The 19,400-nt window shown below is 29.0% G+C and carries 18 protein-coding genes and 2 pseudogenes; 5 read left to right on the top strand and 15 right to left on the bottom strand.

The window, feature by feature from the left end; all coding sequences use genetic code 11:
- Position 1 precedes the first annotated feature (1 nt).
- The 4 genes and pseudogenes from DIC82_14150 to DIC82_14165 all read right to left on the bottom strand — a co-directional run bounded on the left by DIC82_14150 (position 2) and on the right by DIC82_14165 (position 3,858).
- The gene (locus DIC82_14150; GenBank protein AWK52082.1) at positions 2-1,720 is read right to left on the bottom strand and encodes an ABC transporter; all 1,719 of its coding nucleotides are present in this window, start codon (positions 1,718-1,720) and stop codon (positions 2-4) included.
- Between the two features lie 208 nt (positions 1,721-1,928).
- On the bottom strand, positions 1,929-2,522 hold the full coding sequence (locus tag DIC82_14155; GenBank protein AWK52083.1) for a hydrolase: 594 nt from the start codon (positions 2,520-2,522) through the stop codon (positions 1,929-1,931).
- Between the two features lie 72 nt (positions 2,523-2,594).
- A pseudogene (locus DIC82_14160) lies at positions 2,595-2,663 on the bottom strand (MBL fold metallo-hydrolase).
- On the bottom strand, positions 2,662-3,858 hold the full coding sequence (locus DIC82_14165; GenBank protein AWK52084.1) for an MFS transporter: 1,197 nt from the start codon (positions 3,856-3,858) through the stop codon (positions 2,662-2,664). Before DIC82_14165 ends, DIC82_14160 begins: the two are co-directional and overlap by 2 nt.
- 274 nt (positions 3,859-4,132) lie before the next feature.
- Here DIC82_14165 and DIC82_14170 point away from each other — a divergent pair, with 274 nt between their 5' ends.
- On the top strand, positions 4,133-4,693 hold the full coding sequence (locus DIC82_14170) for a TetR/AcrR family transcriptional regulator (protein AWK52085.1): 561 nt from the start codon (positions 4,133-4,135) through the stop codon (positions 4,691-4,693).
- Positions 4,694-4,858: 165 nt separating this feature from the next.
- Here the strand turns inward: DIC82_14170 and DIC82_14175 are convergent, their stop codons facing one another.
- The 5 genes and pseudogenes from DIC82_14175 to DIC82_14195 all read right to left on the bottom strand — a co-directional run bounded on the left by DIC82_14175 (position 4,859) and on the right by DIC82_14195 (position 10,510).
- Complete coding sequence (locus DIC82_14175; protein ID AWK52086.1) at positions 4,859-5,299, bottom strand: MarR family transcriptional regulator; 441 nt, start codon at positions 5,297-5,299, stop codon at positions 4,859-4,861.
- A 159-nt stretch (positions 5,300-5,458) separates the two neighbouring features.
- Positions 5,459-5,563: pseudogene (locus DIC82_14180) on the bottom strand (4Fe-4S ferredoxin).
- 333 nt (positions 5,564-5,896) lie between these two features.
- Positions 5,897-6,232, bottom strand: coding sequence for a cupin (locus DIC82_14185; GenBank protein AWK52087.1), 336 nt, complete (start codon positions 6,230-6,232; stop codon positions 5,897-5,899).
- Between the two features lie 4 nt (positions 6,233-6,236).
- Positions 6,237-6,575: a cupin domain-containing protein gene (locus DIC82_14190; protein ID AWK52088.1), complete on the bottom strand. Its 339-nt coding sequence runs from the start codon at positions 6,573-6,575 to the stop codon at positions 6,237-6,239.
- Between the two features lie 20 nt (positions 6,576-6,595).
- Entirely contained in the window at positions 6,596-10,510 is a 3,915-nt protein-coding gene (locus tag DIC82_14195; GenBank protein AWK52089.1) for a CoA activase, read from the bottom strand.
- Between the two features lie 262 nt (positions 10,511-10,772).
- On the opposite strand from DIC82_14195, the gene DIC82_14200 reads away from it, so the two are divergent.
- The gene (locus DIC82_14200; protein ID AWK52090.1) at positions 10,773-11,828 is read left to right on the top strand and encodes a galactose ABC transporter substrate-binding protein; all 1,056 of its coding nucleotides are present in this window, start codon (positions 10,773-10,775) and stop codon (positions 11,826-11,828) included.
- Between the two features lie 245 nt (positions 11,829-12,073).
- Here the strand turns inward: DIC82_14200 and DIC82_14205 are convergent, their stop codons facing one another.
- Entirely contained in the window at positions 12,074-12,961 is an 888-nt protein-coding gene (locus tag DIC82_14205; GenBank protein AWK52091.1) for a DUF1002 domain-containing protein, read from the bottom strand.
- A gap of 370 nt (positions 12,962-13,331) precedes the next feature.
- Between DIC82_14205 and DIC82_14210 the strand changes: the two genes are divergently transcribed.
- Both DIC82_14210 and DIC82_14215 read left to right on the top strand, forming a co-directional pair.
- On the top strand, positions 13,332-13,928 hold the full coding sequence (locus DIC82_14210; GenBank protein ID AWK52092.1) for a hypothetical protein: 597 nt from the start codon (positions 13,332-13,334) through the stop codon (positions 13,926-13,928).
- Between the two features lie 349 nt (positions 13,929-14,277).
- Entirely contained in the window at positions 14,278-15,003 is a 726-nt protein-coding gene (locus DIC82_14215) for a hypothetical protein (protein AWK52093.1), read from the top strand.
- Positions 15,004-15,164: 161 nt separating this feature from the next.
- Here the strand turns inward: DIC82_14215 and DIC82_14220 are convergent, their stop codons facing one another.
- From DIC82_14220 to DIC82_14230, 3 genes are all read right to left on the bottom strand, one after another.
- Positions 15,165-15,689 (bottom strand): diguanylate cyclase, encoded by a 525-nt coding sequence (locus DIC82_14220; GenBank protein ID AWK52094.1) that lies wholly within the window; start codon positions 15,687-15,689, stop codon positions 15,165-15,167.
- Positions 15,690-15,881: 192 nt separating this feature from the next.
- Positions 15,882-16,310: a transcriptional regulator gene (locus tag DIC82_14225; GenBank protein ID AWK52095.1), complete on the bottom strand. Its 429-nt coding sequence runs from the start codon at positions 16,308-16,310 to the stop codon at positions 15,882-15,884.
- A 59-nt stretch (positions 16,311-16,369) separates the two neighbouring features.
- Positions 16,370-17,113 (bottom strand): 4Fe-4S ferredoxin, encoded by a 744-nt coding sequence (locus tag DIC82_14230; GenBank protein AWK52096.1) that lies wholly within the window; start codon positions 17,111-17,113, stop codon positions 16,370-16,372.
- A gap of 315 nt (positions 17,114-17,428) precedes the next feature.
- Here DIC82_14230 and sspH point away from each other — a divergent pair, with 315 nt between their 5' ends.
- Positions 17,429-17,608, top strand: a complete 180-nt coding sequence (gene sspH, locus DIC82_14235) for an H-type small acid-soluble spore protein (GenBank protein AWK52097.1) — start codon at positions 17,429-17,431, stop codon at positions 17,606-17,608.
- Positions 17,609-17,660: 52 nt separating this feature from the next.
- Here sspH and DIC82_14240 read toward each other — a convergent pair whose 3' ends face one another.
- On the bottom strand, positions 17,661-18,191 hold the full coding sequence (locus DIC82_14240; GenBank protein ID AWK52098.1) for a CDP-alcohol phosphatidyltransferase: 531 nt from the start codon (positions 18,189-18,191) through the stop codon (positions 17,661-17,663).
- Between the two features lie 33 nt (positions 18,192-18,224).
- On the bottom strand, positions 18,225-19,193 hold the full coding sequence (locus DIC82_14245) for a LuxR family transcriptional regulator (protein AWK52099.1): 969 nt from the start codon (positions 19,191-19,193) through the stop codon (positions 18,225-18,227).
- Between the last annotated feature and the right edge of the window lie 207 nt (positions 19,194-19,400).

Below are 19,400 nucleotides of genomic sequence, written 5' to 3' on the forward strand. Positions count from 1 at the left end.
ATTATGCCTCCTTGCTGCTTTCTATTTGTGTTTTATAAATATCTTGATATATTTCACAATTCAGCATAAGTTCATCATGTGTTCCATATCCAACTTTCACTCCATTGTCTATAACTAAAATTTTATCTGCAAACATAGCTGTTCCACAACGTTGAGTAATTGTAATTATCGTCTGCTTCCTTGTTTTAGACTTTAGATTTTCTCGCACTTTAGCTTCAGTTACTGCGTCTAGTGCACTTGTTGCATCATCTAATATAAGTACTGAAGAATTTTTAAGTATTCCACGAGCTATTGAAATACGTTGTTTTTGCCCACCTGAAACATTAACTCCATCGCTTCCTAAAAGACTTTCGTAACTATCTTGCATTTTCTCTACAAAACCTGCTTGTGCCCTATCTGCAACCTGGTGTAGCATTTCATTTGTAGCCTTATTGTTCCCCCATCTAATATTTTCAGCAATTGAACCTGAAAAAAGCATAGGCTTTTGTGGCACAATGGCAACACTATTTCGCAGTGAATCAATATTTAGTGCTTTAATATCACAGCCGTTAACTAAAATTTTTCCGCTGTTTACATCATAAAATCGCAAAAGCAACCAAGCAATTGTGGATTTACCACTACCTGTCGGTCCAATTATTGCTAAGCTTTGACCATTTTTAATAGAAAATGATAAATCTTTTAAGGCAGGCATGCCACTGCCATTAGGGTATGCAAATGTGACATGTTCAAAATCAATTTCACCATTTAAGTCCTTTATTTCACCGCGGTGCGTAAAATCGCCATCACAATCAAGCACTTCTTTAATACGCATTGTAGAAGCCTTTGTTCGTACAAAAGTATTAAATATATTTGTTATCATAATTAAAGATGTAAGAATTTGTGCCATATAAATTGTAAATGCTGTTATATCGCCTGGGTTTGCAAGATTTAAAGAAAACAATCTGCTCCCAGTAAAAATTACAATTACTGTACCAATTCCAACAGTAAGTGTCATAAGTGGCGAAACTAAGGTAATAACCATTTGAGATGATATACCCTTTTGCATTAAATTTATATTTGCATTTTCAAACTTATCAGTTTCCTTATCATATGTTCCAAAAGCCTTAACTAAACGTACTCCTATAAGATACTCCTGAACAACCGAATTTACCTTGTCCATAGCTTTTTGTAATTTATAAAAACGTGGATAACTTAATCTCATACTAACTATAATAAGAATTGCAACTACAAAAACAACACTATAAATTATAAGACTTAGCTTGAAATTAAGCAGACTTGCAAGTATGATACTGCCAATACATGTAATAGGTGCTTTCAAAAAAATTCGCATAATTCCATTTACAAACTGTATGATTTGCGTTGTATCGTTTGTCATACGCGTAATAAGTGAACCACTTTCAATTTTATCAGCACTTACTTCTGAAAAATACACAATTTTTTCAAATAAATCATATCGTAGATCTGCTCCCATACGCTGGGATACTTTACTTGCCAAAATGTTCCTAGCAACCGCAAAGCAGGCTCCAACAGCGGTTACTATAAGCATGAGCATTCCCCAATAATAAACCTTAGAAAGTGACCCCTGTTCAATTCCTGTATTAATAATATTTGACATAAGTGTAGGGCCAAGCAAATCACAAATTGCCTCAAACGTAACGCAAAAAACAGCTACCCCAAACGGAAATTTATACTTTTTAAAGTACTTACTGTATAAGTTCATATTTGTTATCCCTTTCTTTCGTTTAAAGTCTAATTCTTATATCATTTTATATTATATTTTTTCCTATCAAAAGGCAATATATATCTTCATATATTTTCCATAATATAAATATAGGCTTACACTCATTGAGGTAAGCCATCTTAAATACTTTATTGCAAATTTGTCATTTAATAATTTTGTTTATTGATTTAAATATTCATATTTCATTTTATCTTAATGATAAAGCTATTTCTTCGCTTGTTCGAATCTTACCTATCCTTGGAAATATGTATTTACAAACATAATCGTGTTCTTCTTTTGTTGATGCTGTCATTGCATCTTCAATAAAAATTTGATTATAGCCCTGTTGAAAGGCTTCTCTGGCTGTTGTATCTACGCCAATTCCAGTAGAAATACCACAGAGTGCAATCGTATCGATTCCTCGTCGTCTTAATTGTAAGTCAAGATCAGTACCATAGAATGCTCCCCATTGTCTTTTGGTAATAATATGCGTATTTTTACTATTTGCTAATTCAGGTACAAAACTATCCCAGCCTTCTGTTAATTGCATTGGATTAACTTTCAAATCAACACTTGGTTTTAACATATCTTTACCATCTACAGAGGACACTCTTACAAGAACTACAAATGCACCCTTCTCTGTGAATGCATTAACTAATCTGCTTGCATTCTGAATAACCTCTGCAGTAGTATGAGGTGAACACTCCCTGTTCACAATTCCATTTTGTAAGTCAATAATTACAAGTGCTGTTTTTTCTGCTTTAATAGTTTCAGTTTCTTTTCCTAATTTTAAATCTTCCATTTTCTTTTCTCCTTTTTCATTAATTTTGTTTTTTATATGAAAATCTTAATCATATTTAAGGTTTCCTATTTATTCCATCTGATTGGAATTTAGAATATGTCCAAGGTCACCACAATGACAAACATTTATTCCACGTACTTTAATTTTGTAAAACATTCAATTTTTTATAAACTTTAAAATAAACCCATAATGCATTTATCAGCAACAAAGCACTTGTAATAAAAAACACATATCTGATACCAAACCAAGCTGCCACTTGCCCTCCTAAAATTGAACCTCCAAATACACCTAAATATCCTGCGGACATGTTAAAGCCAAAAACTCTCCCTGTAAGAGAATCTGGTATGATTTTTTTTATCAGGATATTAACAGATGGAATCAACCCTGCAGTAGCTAGTCCTAATAAAAAGCGAAGACCTACTAACTGCCAAGGATTCTTAACAAATGCTTGTGGTATAAAAACTAATCCTGCCACTATAAGAGCAACTAATATAACTCTATGCGCTCCAATTTTATCGGAAAGTTTTCCAAGGTTTGGAGCAGCAATTATATTTGCCAACCCTGATGCTGAGAATGCCATTCCAGCAATCAGTGCAACATGACTAGTGTTATTGGATAGCTGGGTAACATAAACTGTTACGATTGGTTCTACCGTATATAATGCAACAGTCAATATAAAAAAGGTCACAAACATGGTAATAGTCAAGCTTTTTTCAGGAACAGTATTCCATACTTCTCTCATACTAAGCGTCTTTTTATCTTCACGAGTAAAAGATTCCTTTACAAATAAAGCGGTTGTAATAAATGCAACCATCATTAGTGATCCTGTTATAAAAAACACATTTTGTAAACCAAATTTCTCTCCAATATAACCACCAATCACAGGTCCAAGTAAAGAACCTGCAATATTTGATGTTGAAAGGGTGCCTAAAGCAAATCCTGCATGTTCCTTATCTGTCTGAGTTGCAATTAATGTAGTACAAGCTGTTCCATAACCAGTTATAGCACCTTGTAATAATCTTAATCCTATAAGTACATATACATTTTGTGCAAAACCCATGCAACCTATAACTATAGACATACCAAGACTTGCCCTAAGTAGCATTGGCTTTCGCCCAAATTTATCAGCAGCATAACCCCAAATTGGTGAAAAAATAGCTGAAATAATAAATGTAATACCAAAAGCAATTCCTGAAAGTTGTGTTATTGAAGCTGTATCTTGAACTCCAAGATGTTGTATATATAGAGGTAATACCGGAGCAATTTGACTCATTCCTATACCTGTTACAAACATTCCAAACCAACAAACTATTAAATTTCTTTTCCACATTTTCATAAATATACTCCTTTTTTTGTATGACTTAGTTATTATATAAATTCACTTGAGAATAATATAATATAGATACTGCCACCACTACAGGTCGAGCTATACTAAAAATACCAATAAATAAACAAATAAGTGGCAATAAAATTCATGTTATCCTATATGATACTTTCTTATATAAGAATAAACTATAAATTATAGTTTGTAAACTATAATTATAGTTTGATAAATATGTTTTATAATGTTAAACTATTCTTATATAATGAAATTATAAGGAGTGATACGGATGCAAAAACGAAATTTAACCAAAGAAAAAATTATTCAAGTTGCTTTTTTACTAGCTGATGAAATTGGGCTTAAGCAAGTTACTTTTCCTAAGATTGCAGAAAAACTGGATATAAAATATCCATCTTTATATAATCATTTCACTAATATGGATAATCTTAAAATAGGAATGACGGTATATCTTTTAAATGAATTAAATTTAAAATTAATGCAAAGATTAATTGGTAAAAGTGGTGAAAATGCTATTCGTGAGTTTGCATATGTTTATCGAGACTTTGCTTTTGAAAATAATACTGCCTATGGGCTTTTTATGAGTATTCCAAGTACAGAAGATGAGGAAGTAAATCGTTTAGCAAAAGAAACATTCAATATTATTCATCAGGTTTTAGATTTTTATATCAAGGATAAAACCCTTTTGGTGCATAAAAGTCGAGCATTAAGGAGCTTTTTACATGGTTTCGTCTCCTTATACTCTTTTGGATATTTACATAATCCAATAAATTTAGAAGACAGCTTTGAATTCATGATAGATGATTTTATTTTGTCACTTTCCAGTAAATAGATAAAGAAGGAGAACCCCACAATTATGGAGTTCTCCTTCTTTTTTCTTTATCTGATGTCTAGCCACCGTAACACTCCTAGCCTCTGTTAAAGTTGGAGATAACAATGGTACGACCCTAGACATTGTGACCCTTGTGGCTATAAGTATCACTTAATTAAATTTTAATCAGCTCTTTTTACTTTTTATCACTGAAATAAGTTCCTCTAATGCTGAGATAATCGCATCAGCTTTTTGAGGCTCTAAATCTTTCGCAATGGAATCATTAATTTCGCTCGTAATATCACATACATCTTTATTTTTTAAAAATTCAGGAGAAATAGACAACTTAACTGTTCTCCTGTTTTCTTTAGGTATTTCTCTTATTACAATTTCTTGATTAACTAGTTGATCAACTAACCTTGAAACTGAGCTTTTAGGTAAATCGAGTCTTTCACTAAGCTCAATTAATGATATACCTTTATTATTATATATTTCAAACATAACCATAAATTGAGAAGTTGTTAATCCAAAATTCTCTGCACCTGATTGCATTTGACAGTTTAAGTTTCCTTGAATTTTTCTTAAGAGATACATTATCTTTTGAACACAATTTCTTGCTTCACACATAATTTTTCATCCTTTTTGTATTAGTTTTTCACTAAATTTTTTCTTTTAGGAATATGAAATAAAGTCGCAATATAGACTAACATGCTGACTTGTTATTTTTTTTAATAAGTCTTAACGCTTAGGGAATAATTCATTAACTTTTATTTCTGGATGGTTATACTTAGAAATTTGTACAAGTTTTGAATCTTCTAATTGATTGTTTAAATCTTTTGCAACTTTTAAAGAATTCCCTGTTCCACTAAAAAAATAAATCGTTGTACTCATAGTAACCTCCAAATTTTATTATTAAAATTCCAGTTTGAATTGTTCTATATGGAACTGTTTTATAATAAACAATATTACTACTATACTTATTAATAGTCAATAAAAAAATAAATCTAACACAAATTAGATAGATCTAGCCTTTTGCTGGATAAATAGAAAGCTGAAGGTATTTTTATCCAACCAAATCAATTTCTATTATATGAATAATTTAAATTTTTAGTACGGGTATCATAAAAGTAACCTCAATAAGCTGGGAATTAACTCCCAGCTTATTGTACTATTCAGGCAGAATGAAACTCCGGTTACGCTAATCATTCCGCAAAGTATAATAGATTATTCTCTTATTAATATGTTTAATAACTTTACATCTGTTAATGCTTCCATTCCATATTGAATATCAGCCTCTAGTGCAAAAATATCACCCTCAGTTATTACTGACTCATCATTTTCATTGTAAATAACTTTAGCTTCTCCTTCTATTACAATAAACAAGGATTCCATTTCGTAATATTCCTTATCAATACTTTCTCCTTTTGCATATGAAAAGAATCGTACTTCATGTTTCTCATTGTCTACTAAGGCCTTACTTGCTATTGTATTTCCTGAATGACTTATCATATCTTTCATTTTTATTGGCTCAAATGGTTTAATATTTCTTAAATACTTCATAAGCTTAATCCTCTTTTACTACTATTAATAGCATCTTCATATCTTCTTTAGCTGTTACTTGATGCTGAATATTTGCTGGCATAACTACCACTTGCCCTTTATGAGCTTCCATTACTTCGTCGCCTATTTTTACAGTTGCTATTCCTTCTTGAATAACGATCATTGCATCTCCTTTAGCTGCATGAGGTCCTACACCCTCACCTTTTCCAAATGCTAGTGCAGTAAGTCCTACGCCTTTCTTTTGAGCCATTGTAACAGTTTCTATTTGACCTTCTTTGCAGCTTACTAAGCTATCAAAATCTATTGCCTTTGATTTTTCTATGTTTTTAATTAATTCTTGCATCTTTACATTCTCCCTTTCATTTATAAATATGTTGTAAAAGTTTCTATTAATTCTTCGTTATTTTTATTTATATTACTATCAAAATATAAATCTAATATTGGAGTCTTCATATCCTCTTTATACTTCTCTCGTAATATTTTTAATATTGTAGCTGTATTTTCATACATTGAGCTTACAAGGATAATTCCATCAACATTTTCTGCTGTAAGTAATTTAGCAAGTCTATATCTTCCACTTCCTCCTGCATAATTTGGGAGCTTATCTTTTAGTATTTCATTAAGGCTATCAATATCCTTATTAAATGGTGATTTTTCTCCTAAAAGTAAATTAACCTTATTAATAATTTTCTTAGCTTCATCTACTAATTTTACATATTGCCTATTAGCTTTATTTCTCTTATTGCTAAAGTCTTTATATAACATATATAATTCTTCTGCAAATGGCTGCTTTACAACATCATAATCTTTCATTAGCCTTTCTATAAGGTTATTATTTAGATAATCTTTATGTACTACTAAAGCTTCTCCTATTATAAGCAGTTTTTTTCTATTTCCTCTTAATATATCATTATTTAGGTTTCCTAATTTTGCATCAAAATATGAGTCTGTCATATTATTATTTTTTATTGCTTTAATTAAATCATCTAAGGCTGTTTCTTTTTTATCTTCATTTAGTCTATTAATTAAATCTCCTATTACCAATGCTTTAAAAAATTCAAGGCCAAAATCTTTATCTCCTAAGTAATCTTCTATAAATGGCGCTTCAAGATTTAACTTTCTTCCACATTCTAATGCTTTATATTGTATAAGCTTTCCATACTGACCAAAGGTTTCACTTCCTTCATCTGTAGGGAGGTATAACGTATATTCTTTTTCACTGTGTTTAATTTTATTTATGACTTCAGCTATTAAACCAGTTAATGAGAAATATTCTTTTCCTCTTGAAAATTGCTTTCCAATTTCAATTGTACTTTCACTTACAGGTTCTAATATTGTAACCTTTCTATTTTTTCTTTCTAAGAAAGCTTTTAATATATTGCTGTATGGATACATATATGGAATTATTATTTCATTTTCAGTTTCTATTTTACTCTTAGAGTCTTCAAGTTTTTTAGCTAAATCAACTTCATTGGTTGCTTCAAGTTCTTTATCTATATTAGCTTCCTTAACTACTTTAATTTCTTTTTCCAATAAATCATTGTTTTCACAATTTTTAATTGAATTTATAAATGCTTCTACCCTTGTAATTACACCAACCTTTGATGAATGTTCATCTACTTCTATATGAAGATAAGGCTTGCTTCCCATTTCCTTTTTGAAATAATGAGTTAGTATTGTATCTGGTCCGCATCCATGATTAGTAATATATATTGGATATAAATTTTTATGTTTTCTAATAATTTTTGCTCCTGTTATTATATGTTGTCCAAAGGGCCAATACATATTTGAATATTCTTCTCCTATATTCATTTCTGAAGCTTCAAGATGAGTTAAATGAAGCACTTTATATCCACGCTTCTTTAATTCATTTTCTATACCCATATTTAATGCTGGATCTGCAATGTTATATACTCTGCTTACCATTACAAATACTTTTTCATCTTCATCTATATTCTTTAAAACATCAGTTCCGAGTGACTCAAGATTTTTCTCATAATCCATAAACTTTTTCATACCAGACATTACTGCGGCTACTGTTTCTATTTTATTTTTCCCAAGATCTTTTCCTATACTTAGTAGTGTCTTAATCATATATTGTTTACCGAAATTAAATGATAATACTGGTGATATTAGTTTTATGTTTTTTTCTTCTAAATTAAACACGCTTTCAATTATCTTTGGTGAAGTCTGCATATACACACAGGCATAATCTTCTCTTACATCTGAACCAGCGTGCTTCATAGTGTAAAGATGTGGAAGGAATATATAATCAACTTTTTTCTCTAAAAGCCAAGCTACATGGCCATTTATTAATTTAACTGGGAAACAAGTTTCTTCAAAAGAATACTCTTGGCTAAGTCCAATTATATCTTCATTAGTTGCATCTGAAAGTAAAACATTATATCCTAATTTTTTAAATATTTCATTAAACATTGGAAACATTTTATTAAGAAATAATACTCTTGGTATTCCTATTGTTTTTTTATCAGCATCTTTATCAGTTATATATCCGTCTAAGAAGAACTTTTGACCTTTATTTGAGTAATCTATACTGCTATTTTGTTTCTTATCTTTTTCGTTTTTAATACTTTCCTTTGTTAAAACTGCTGTTCCTAAAGCGCCTGTAACACTAAAAAATTCTGGAACAATAATTTCTTTTTTAAGTAAAGATCTAAAAGCATTTACTACTGCTTGATTATGAGCAATACCACCTTGAAGGAATATTTTATTTCCAATTGGTCTATTTCCAACAACTCTGTTTAAATAATTTTTTACTATAGAATAAGCGAGGCCAGCTGAAATATTTTCAATGCTTTCACCTTCTCCAATTGCTTTACCTATATTACCTTCAATAAAAACAGTACATCTGTCTCCTAAGTTATAAGGACTATCCCCTTTTAAAGCTACCTTTCCAAACTCATCAAGACTTATTCCAAGCTTCTTAATCTGCTCTTCTATAAACGCTCCCGTTCCAGCTGCACATATTTTATTCATTTCAAAGTCTTTTACTAATTTATTTTCTATGCATATATATTTTGAATCTTGACCACCAATTTCAAATATAGTATCAACATCGCTACATACATTTACAGCTCCTTCTGCCTGTGCTGTAATTTCATTTATAATTAAATCTGCATTAATTAATTTTCCGATATATTCTCTACCAGAACCTGTTGTCCCTATTCCTTTAAATTTAAAGTCTTTACCTAATCTTTCTTTTAATATATCAAAGTATTCTGTAACAACTTCTTTAGGTCTTCCATTTGTTTTTGTATAGATATAATCAATCACGTTGTTAGCTTCATCAATAACAACAAAATTTATACTTGTTGATCCAATATCAATACCTAAGTACCCTTCTTTTGTGTTATTATTTATGCGATTATGCTTATTTAAGCTATCATTTACTCCAAACTTATCTAACTTTTCAAATAATGTATTTTTAGATTTTTCAACAATTACTTTGTCAGAATAGTTAAGTTTATTTATGTCTATAGTTAGTCCTTTTTCTTCAGCTATTTTACAAGCACCAAAGCATGTGAGTAGTTCAAAGTTTTCTTCAATTATAATATCCTCTACCTCTAGCTTTAATATATCTTTTAAAGCTTTTACTACTCCTTTATTATGTATTACTCCTCCAGAAAGCATAATTGGTTTATTAAGCTTATTTTTTTGAAGAACATTTGCTTTATAATTTCTAACAAGTGCATGGCATAATCCTTGTAATATATTTTCTACTTTTACCCCGTCTTGCATATGATGTATCATATCAGTTTTTGAGAAAACACTGCATCTTCCAGCTATTCTTGGAATTTCTGTAGCTTTTTCTGTATAAAGTGATATATCTTTTATATCTATAGACAATCTTGAAGCCTGCTCTTCTAAAAAAGAACCTGTACCAGCCGCACAGCTTGTATTCATAAAAAACTTCACATTTCTATTTTCTATATCTGTAATATATTTTGTTTCTTGTGCACCTAATTCAATAATAGATTTAGTGTTACTATTTTTAAATAAAGCTCCTTCAATAAGAGAAATACTATTATTAATATGATATTTTTTATCTAAATTAATTCTTGATGATAAGCTTCCTGTTATTCCAATAATGATATTATTTTCTTTGTTAATTATTTTAATTTTTTCAATTAACTCAATATAATATTTGTTTATATTTCCTTTGTGGAATATATAATTACTATCAAGTAAGTTATTATTATTATCTAAATAAACATACTTGAATGTTGAATAACCAATATCTATTCCTAACTTGTACATAATATTCCTCCTTTGAAATTCATTCTCATTTACTTCTTACATTTATTATATTATACTTCTACTATTGATTCCGTATCATATGATACACTTTAAAAAGAAACTTATGAGAAATTTTATAACATGTAACTCTTAAGCCCAGAAATCATGTTGGCCAATTACTCCAACAGACCCTTTAAAAATCCTTTCATGTATATTGATTTAGTATAAAATTTTTCCTAAAACATATAATAAAGCTATCAAACAAATGATTGGAATGATTCAAATGAAAATACTGAAAAAGATCTTAACTCTAACTGCAATTACAATTATAGTTACTATAATGCTAAGAAATAACTACTCTATGGCTACAGATATTAACACAAACTATTGCCAGAGGCTTCCTGTTAGAGTTGCATTATTTGCAAAAGACCTTAATGATGACTATCTTATATTTCTTCGGAATAGATTTGAAGATATTCAAAAAAATAATGAAGGAAACGTTGCATTTGCTTTTTATGATGCCAAATTTAATAAATCAATACAAAACGTAGATATTGATACAAAACTTAAGGAAGGTATTGATCTTATATTATTAGATATCGTTGATATAAATAATCTAGGAGAAACAATCAACAAAATTACGCAATATAATGTCCCAGTAATAGTTTTTAATAGAGAACCCTCTACAGCAGATGTCATTAAACCTTATAAGAAAGTTTTGTTAGTAGGAACAGATTCAAAGCAAGCTGGTGTTTTGCAAGGAAAAATGATTACTGAAGCTTGGAACAGTCATAAAGAATCTATTGATAAAAATAAAGATAACGTATTACAATATATAATGCTGATTGGTGAAAAATCTAATGAAACATCTATGGATAGATCAAAATATTCCATTTCAACTATCCAACAAGCTGGTATAAAAACACAAGAACTTGCATCACCAGTTTTAAATTGGGACACAGAAACAGCTAGAAGTACAATTGATGCATTACTTTTAAGATATAGTGGCAAAATAGAAGCAATAATTTCAAATGATGATTCTATGGCAATTGGTGCCGTTCAAGCATTACAAAAATATGGTTATAACATTGGAGATAAATCAAAAGTAATCCCTGTTGTCGGGATAGATGGAATACCTGAATCTATAGACCTAATTTCAAATGGCTTTATGTTAGGTACCTCACTGCAAAATCCTAATATAGCTGACGTTATGTATGACATAGGTATGAACTTAGTTTATGACAGAAACCCTGTTGAAGGAACACCATATAAATTAGATGAAACAGGTGTTGCAGTTCGTGTTCCCTTTAAAGAATATACAGGACAGATGTTTAAATAAAAAATAAAGTAAAGAGATTGCATATATTTTCTCTTTACTTTATTTTGCTACTATTTACTTATATTATATAAATTTTAAGTGGAAAATATTTTTCTACTGATTCTTATATACGTTTTTTCTCACAAACAACTTTTTCATTAAATTTATAAAGTACCTATTATACTTGTTCGCATTTTCTAGGTCAGTGATTATGATTTTTTACAACTTAGCACTTTCCTTCTTATTTAATCCTAAATTTTAATGTGTTATTTTGAAAATGCACCTTTTACTGAATCTAAGAAATTTGAAAACAATTCTTCTAATTTAGCAAAAAATCCTTTAGCTTCATCACTATTTAATTTATCCTTTAATTGATTAGTTACATCATTTAATTGATCTTTTAGGTTATTGTAGTTAAGGTCTAAGTCGTTTATTTTACTCATTACATCTTTTATGTTAGCTATATCTTCATCAGATAAAGTAGTTTTATATTCTTTAGTAGCTTTATCTACTATTTTGTTTATTTCTTCTTTTGTTTTAGGGTTTTCTTTTATTACATCTTTTTTTATATCATTCATTAAGTTACTCGCGTCATCTTGTCCTATTTTCTCTCCAATATCTCCTGTAGTAACTAATTCTTCATTTGCAGCTTCTTTTTTATTTTCATCAATCTTTTTTCCTGCACTACTATTTTCAAATCCTTTTAATATTCCGGTAAGAGCAGCAGTTCCAGATACTTTAAAAGGTGCAGATGCTTTAACATTAGCATTTTCAATACCAGCTGTAATCAATGCGTTTTTTATCATTCCATCATTAACCCAAGTAAGATTATTTGTAGTTACATTTAATCCACCTTTTTCTGTTGGCTCAACATAAGAGCATGATATTGATTTATTACCAAGTTGAGCTTGTGATGCAACTTTTCCTAAGTATGTATGTTCTTCTTTTGACGTAATTTCTAATATATTGGCATCATTTTTAGTTACTTCAAAATATTTTAGCATTTCTTCTTTTTGATCATTGCTTAAATCAGCGCCTAGAGTAACAGACTTAAATGAATCTGCAAATGCTGGAACTCCAGGAAATGATGTTAAAAAAACACCTAAAGTTAAAGATAATATAATTCCTTTTGATATAAATGATTTAAATTTCATAATTTCTAGTCTCCTTTATTATGCTATAATTTAATGTAAAAAATTTAGTTTCATTATTTCTCGTACATTATATCATAAAAATAATTACGTTTTATTTATGATTATCTTACTTTTATATTAATATTTACTACAAGTAATACATTGCAATATATCATAAGTTCTAATTAATCCAAAAGTAAAAATTAAACCATATAAAAAACTATAGTAATACCATCTTTTTAAAAATAAACTGTCATATCTATTTTCTTAGAAACACTTTTCATATTTTTACGAAATTAGGAAAAGATATCACTATATAAATAATTAATTTCTTATTCAACTATACTTATTTCTTTATAATAAAAAATTTCTAGAAAGGGATGGATTTTTAATGAATAATAAACATAGTAAACTAACTATTGGAATCGCAGTATTATTTGAAATAATATTAATAGCTACAGCTATTTTTAAGATTATATCAGGACAATTCGAGGGTTTATTCTTATTTCCTGGGGCTATTGTATGTATTATACTTCCGTTTATAGTTACTCACATTGCTAATAAAAAGAAAATAGTGTTGCCTTCTAGCTTTGAATTCATATCATTACTGTTTATTTTACTTGCATTATACTTTGGTGAAATTATGAAAGTCTATACTACATTTTGGTGGTGGGACTTGTTTCTCCATGGTATGTTTGGTAGCTATGCAGTTATTATTGGATTGCATTTGATACAAGGGATTATTGTAAAGGAAAAAAATATAACTGAACAACGATTTACTATTTTTACTTTAATATTTTCATTTTGTTTTTCAATTACCTTAGGTACCTTGTGGGAAATGGTTGAGTTTCTAGCAGATTATTTTTTAAAAGCAGATATGGTAAATGGAGGGCTTGAAGATACAGCGACAGATCTTCTTATAAAAATTTTCTGCGCTTTTATTACTTCGATAATATGGTATTATCGTAAAATGAAGACCAAAAAATAATTTATCCAAATAACTTTTCTATCCCAATAGCCCCTTAGCCCACATTTTTTCCGCATATTCTGAAGAATATATATGGTAATATTCTTCAGAATATGTATGGTACAGAATAAATATGGTAATCCATATTTATGGTGAAGAATATTAGAATATATCTGTTTTAATCACATAAAAAAAGCTACTAATTATAAAAATCATAAAATATGTGCGATACAATAAGTAGAGCTTGCTATAACTATAGCTGAACCTATTAATGCTTAGTTTATAACTTTCTACAAAGTGTATTACTAATTGGATAGAAAAAATTTTTATGCTATAATTTGGATAACCCCAATATTAAGGAGGCCTCTTTATGACAGAGATTAATAAAATACCAACAAAAAAATTATGGAATCCTAAATCATTTATTATATTTTCCGTACTTTTCTCATTTCTTCCTGCTGGAATTATGTGTTCATTAAATTATGGGCGATGTGAAAATCAACGAAAAAAATGGACATGCCTTTTATGGACTATTTTAGGATTTATAGTTCTTATCACTTTAGCAATTATATTATCAATTAAAACTCCCATTATATTTTTGCCTATTAATATTGGTGTTGCCATATATCTTATGAATATTCAGCGCAAACTATATGAAGAACATATTCAAAATGGTGGAGAGAGAGCTTCTTATTTTCTACCAATAATTATAGGAGTTTTAATTTTTGCATTTTCTGCTGCCTCATTTATATACTCTGCTTATATTCCTGAAAAATCACTTGATTATGGTAAAAATCATGTTTACTATACTGATAATATAACAAAATCACAAGCAGAAAATCTAGGAGATTATTTGAAATCTGAAATCTTTTTTAGCAGTGACTCTGAAATAGATATTAAAATTGACAAGCAAAAAGATGTCTATGTTTTCTCAATGATTGTAGATGATAACTACTTAACTGATGAAGAATTCATCAACGCTATGAAAGCAGCCTCAAATTTGCTCTCTCTAAATGTCTTTGAAAATAATAAGGTTAGAATAGATTTGTGTAACGATAGATTTAAAGTTTTGAAATCTATAATCAGTACAGATTAAATCTTTAATAATATTTTCATTCATATCCTCACTTTTTCTCTATGGATTATCATATATAAAAAAACGCTAAGTTTCAGCATATTACTAAAATTTAGCGTTCCTATTACTTTATTTGCTTGTTCATATAAGTAATTAGTTCATGTATTCAATTACCAACTTTCTTATTTCACCATTATTAAAAAATCATTTTTTCTTGGAGCAGCTTTAGGTTGATCGCAATCTGGATACCCTAAAATGCAAGAACCTACGCCAACATATTCACCTTCAACTCCCCATTCTTTTAACAATGCCTTACCTTCTTCAGTCTCAAACATTTGTCCTGTACGGTGAATCCAACATGAACCAAGCCCAAGAGAATATGCTGCATTGTACATATTTCCTAAAGCAAGACTTGCATCCTCAACAGGTGTTACTTTGCTTTTATCTCCAAATACAAGAATTATTGTAGGTACTCCATAATATGGGTCCATCCCCTCTTTGCCAATAACAGCTGCATTCATTTTTGTTATTTTTTCAATAGCATCTTTGTTTTGAACTACTATAAATAATGCAGACTGTTGATTTCCACCACTTGGTGCAAATTTACCTGCCTCTAAAACTGCATTTAATTCTTCATCTTTTATTTGTTCTTGTTTAAATTTTCTTATACTTCTTCTGTTTAATAGAGTTTTCATTGTTTCATTCATAATCCATCTTACCTCCAAATTATTTATATTTTAATATATAAATCCATGTAACATAAATCATCTAAACTATTTATGTTCATAGTTTTAATCTATTTATTTAGTATAGTATTCCCTATAGTTATGATTATAATAACAAATTTCTATTAGTTGTAACCATTCAAGTTACAACTGTTAGAAAAAAAATTGAATATTTTATTCAATTTTTTCTAATATACTTGTGATTATATCTGCCATTGTAACCTTCTGAAGGACATCTTCCATAGCTGTTTGGGCTTTACATAAAATGTCTCCAAGAACATCCTCAATACAAGCACCTACAATGCAATGATGATCTGGATCTTCATGGATTTGAAAGAGTTTTCCATCTTTCACTACCTCTACAGCTTTGTATATGTCAAGTAATGTTATATCCTCTATTGGTTTTAGTAAATACGCTCCACCACAACCTGCGTTTACATTTACTAATTCGGCTTTTTTTAACATGCCGATAACTCTTCTAATAACTACTGGATTTGTGTTAACGCTGTGGGCAATAACTTCAGAAGTAGACAATATATCTTTTCCAATATGCAACATTGCAATTATATGAGTAGCTACAGAAAATCTACTGCTTATTTTCATGTTAAACACCTTCCTTGCAATCATTATAGTTACAACGAATTTATTTGTCAACGAGCTGATTAATTATTCGAATCTATTATTTCCTTTAATTTAACATTTTGATTTCTAAATCGAGCTCTACTTTTTTCATTTTTTAATCTTATTGCGTTTTGAGGACAATTATTAATACAAGCTAAACAGCTTTGACAATTATCATAAAAGGTGGGGCTAGTATCTACTTTTATATTATCTACAGGACATACTTTTTCACAGGTTTTACATCCATTACAATTACTTTCCACATAAAACTTCTTTACAAACTGCTTACTATTATCATTTTGATTCATAAGTTTTGTAAGACTTCTAATAATAGGATGTTTCTTAATATGATTTCTTCCAACTTTAATATCATCAATTATTTTAGCAAGATTTTCTTCTATATTTTTCTTTGGCTCCTTTTCCATCTGCTTAGTAATATCAAATCCTGGTAGAAAATTATCAACCATAAGTAATTCATTGATATAAGAAAATTTAATGTTATTTCTTTTTCCAATTTCCAACAGGTGATTAGTAACTCCTCCAGCAAAGGCACCATAAGTTGCTACCGCAAAAATATACTTACTATTTAACTTCACTTTATCTAAGAATTCTTCAACAATTTTGGGAACACCAAGACCATAAATCGGAAATACTATACCAATTTTTTCGTCTTCAAATTCAAAGTTATCTTCCTTTATCAATTTAGGAATAGAGTAATACTCCCCTCCAATTTTTTTTGCTACATATAAATTATTTCCAGTTGCCGTAAAATATAATATTTTCATAATTATCCTCCTTGTGTTTTTCACTATAATATAACACGTATATCAATGACTACAAAAAACATTTTTAATTTTCATTCTCTATGTTGTAACCATTATAGTTACAACTAAATCATTTGTCAAATTCAAAAATATAGTATAGTTATATTGCGTTCACTTCATATAGATTCTTCTAGCTTTTTAATTTTAATTTTTATAAAAATATATTAATAATTTTATTTAATATACCTTTAATACTTAGAAACAAAGAAAGAATATTTTATTAATTTAATGTAAAAGCTATGATTGAAAATTAATTAATAAAAGGAGATTATTACTATGGATAAAGACCGTGCACTGGAAATTGCTTCTTCCCCAGTTATGGCTAATGTAACTTATCATGGATCCCCAATTTACATCGATAGTGTAAATGATAATAGCAAAACTGCAAATATACATTTTCTTAACAAACAAAAAAATTTACAAGAGATATCCTTAATTAATCTACAAGAACATTAAAAATATAGCAACTATTTTATATAAAAGTAGTTGCTATATCTACATAGTCATCTCATTTTAAGAATATACTTTTCCTATTTGCTTGAAATTTATTTGATGATAAATTAATTAAGAATTCTTCAATAGCGGAAATACCTGCAAGCACACAAACTATGTACACCATAATATCTGATTGAAGATACTTAAGTGATAGAGGGAATATAAACAGCATAACCCCTGTAATTTTATTGCCATATGTATGAAGCATCCCAAAGGTTTTATACTTTATAAACACCACCGTCATTGACATAACTCTTATTATTCCAATAATAACTATCCAAATAATGATTTCAACTGTTAGATTTATTATCGGATATAACACAATTATCAGTACTATACACATTATCAAATCTGCAACTGAGTCGAGTTTTTCTCCCAATTTGCTTGTCGTGTAAGTTTTTCTTGCTATAAATCCATCCAAAATATCGCTAATTCCACAAAAAGAATAAATTACTAAAAATTCTATACTTAATGGTTTTAGCAAAGCCAATATAAGTCCAAGAAATATTCTTGAAATTGAGATATAATTTGCTATTAATTTCAATTTATTACCTCATAAAATATAAAGTTTCTATATTTATTTATATAATTTTAGACTTTCCCCTTGACTAGCAATCCACATATTTAAAAGTTCTTTTAGTTCATCAACTTTTTCTTTATCTGTAGACCCATCATTAGGTTTTAGCTTTTCTACAACTTTGAACTCAAAGGCATCTTCTCCGTAAGTAGCCCAATCTTCTTGTAATTTTTTAATTTTACTCCTACCCAAATTTAATCGGAACTTAATTGATTCAAATGGCTTATATAAATTTGTACATATATCTACAAAAGAATATCTATTAACCGTATTATATACTTGAATTATACCCATCTCTATTTCTTGCTGCTTATAATTATTTATAATTTCTTTTTTGTTCATATCTCTCATAATATTAACCTCACAATTCTTATAATATTTACTTCCGTCATTTGTTCTGCTCAAGTATCCATAGTCTACTAGGTATCGGCGTATTGTTGCATCATCTTCATAAATGGTTTTAATGACTTTCTTTACTTCAGTTTCCGTGTAGTCTCTATCAGGCTCAAATAAATCAGCAAATCTTGGCAATAATGCTTTCCTTTTCTCTTCTTTAACAGGGAAAACTCGAAGCTTTGGATTTGTTATTTTGGGCATCTTTTCTTCAGCTAATTCCATAACTGCCAAAAATGCTCTTGCTTGTCTTGCTCTTTCTCTCAATGCAAATCTCATATTTCTTACTGTGGATTCTGTACATGCAAGCTTCATTGCAATTTCCTTACCACTATATTTATTCGATACCATATCTAAAAATTCTTTTTGAATTTCAGTTAATCCAGTATATTTTTTGTCCAACATCAGCAGTCTTTCAATAGGATTTCCATGTCTTCCAGTATGAGTATTTATACAATCATCATTTTCACCAATATATTCTCCACATATCAAACAAATAAATTCTGCTTTTTTACCATCCCATACATAACCTCTTTTAAAATCTTCTATAGTTGCATTACGGATAAATTCCTCCACACCTTTCTCCCATCTATTAAATTCATAGACATAATAACATTTATTCTATTTCTTTGTCAATAACACTTTTATAGTAAATAAAATAATATGAATATTATATTTTTTAGTATATTTCATTATTGTTACATTTACACCTGGACCTACAAATATTGTTCTTAAATCTCTATTTGCTTCACTAAAGCTAAGTAACTATTGCATATATACATT

This window comes from Clostridium beijerinckii (genome assembly GCA_003129525.1).
Lineage (GTDB): Bacteria > Bacillota > Clostridia > Clostridiales > Clostridiaceae > Clostridium > Clostridium beijerinckii_D.